Origin of the sequence: Streptomyces alkaliphilus, assembly GCF_014141535.1 — a bacterium.
Taxonomy (GTDB): domain Bacteria; phylum Actinomycetota; class Actinomycetes; order Streptomycetales; family Streptomycetaceae; genus Streptomyces; species Streptomyces alkaliphilus.
This window is the reverse complement of record NZ_VKHT01001467.1, coordinates 1-886: the sequence shown is the minus strand read 5'-3', so window position 1 is coordinate 886 and position 886 is coordinate 1. Positions and strand designations below refer to the sequence as shown.

General features: G+C 73.7%; 1 protein-coding gene. It reads right to left on the bottom strand.

Translation table 11 applies throughout. From position 1 onward, the window contains the following. Positions 1 to 94 precede the first annotated feature (94 nt). Positions 95 to 877 carry a class I SAM-dependent methyltransferase gene (locus FNQ90_RS25135; RefSeq protein ID WP_323380178.1) on the bottom strand — a complete coding sequence of 261 codons (783 nt, stop codon included), beginning with the start codon at positions 875 to 877 and terminating at the stop codon, positions 95 to 97. Between the last annotated feature and the right edge of the window lie 9 nt (positions 878 to 886).

Sequence of the window (886 nt, the reverse complement as noted above, 5' to 3'; positions counted from 1 at the left end):
ACCGTCGTGCACGCCTCCTCCAGCGCGCGCCGTGCCTCCGCCGGGCGGCCGGTGGCGTTCCGGCTCTCCCCGACCCCCGGAGCCATGGCCCCGGTCACCTCAGCCGGGCCCGCCACAGCTCCTCGCACGGCCAACTCCGCGCCCACTCGGCGGTCAGGTAGTCGTACTCCCGGTGGGCCTTCTCCGGGGCTTGGATCTCCACCAAATCCTCCACCTCGAAGCCGCGGGAGCGCAGCAGTCGCAGCATCTCCCCGTGCGGAAGGGTGAACTCGAAGGAACGGCCCCAGTCCAACCGGCTCGTGCCGAACTGCGGGCGCAACAGGCGCGGGCCCGCCGGACCCTCATCCGCCGCGCACAGCGCGAACAGCGGCGAGGGGCGCAGGAAGACCAGCCGACCGCCGGGGCACAGCACCCGCGCCGCCTCCGGGATCCAGCGGTGCGGATCGCACCACAGCGAGGCCCCGTACTCGCTGATCGCCAGATCGAACTCCCCGTCGCCGTACGGCAGTCGCTCGGCGTCCCCGTGCACGAGCGGGAAGTCGAGCCCGAACTCCGCCGCCATCCGCCGGGCGACCTCCAACTGCCCCTCGGAGATGTCGATCCCCGTCGGGTGGGCCCCGGCCCGGGACAGCCAGGCCGAGACGTACCCGGTGCCGCAGCCCAGCTCGATCACCCGCTTCCCGGCCACATCCGGCGGGAACACCGACAGCTCCGACTCCGGTGTCCGCCACAGGCCCCAGCGCGGCTCGGGCGCCGCCCAGTGCTCCCGCGCCAGGGGGCCGTGATCGGCCACACCGCGGTCGTTCCAGTACGCCCGGTTCGCCTCGACGTGCTCGGCCCGCTCCTCGTCCGTGGTCATCCACCCATCGCAACCCACCTCCCCGCC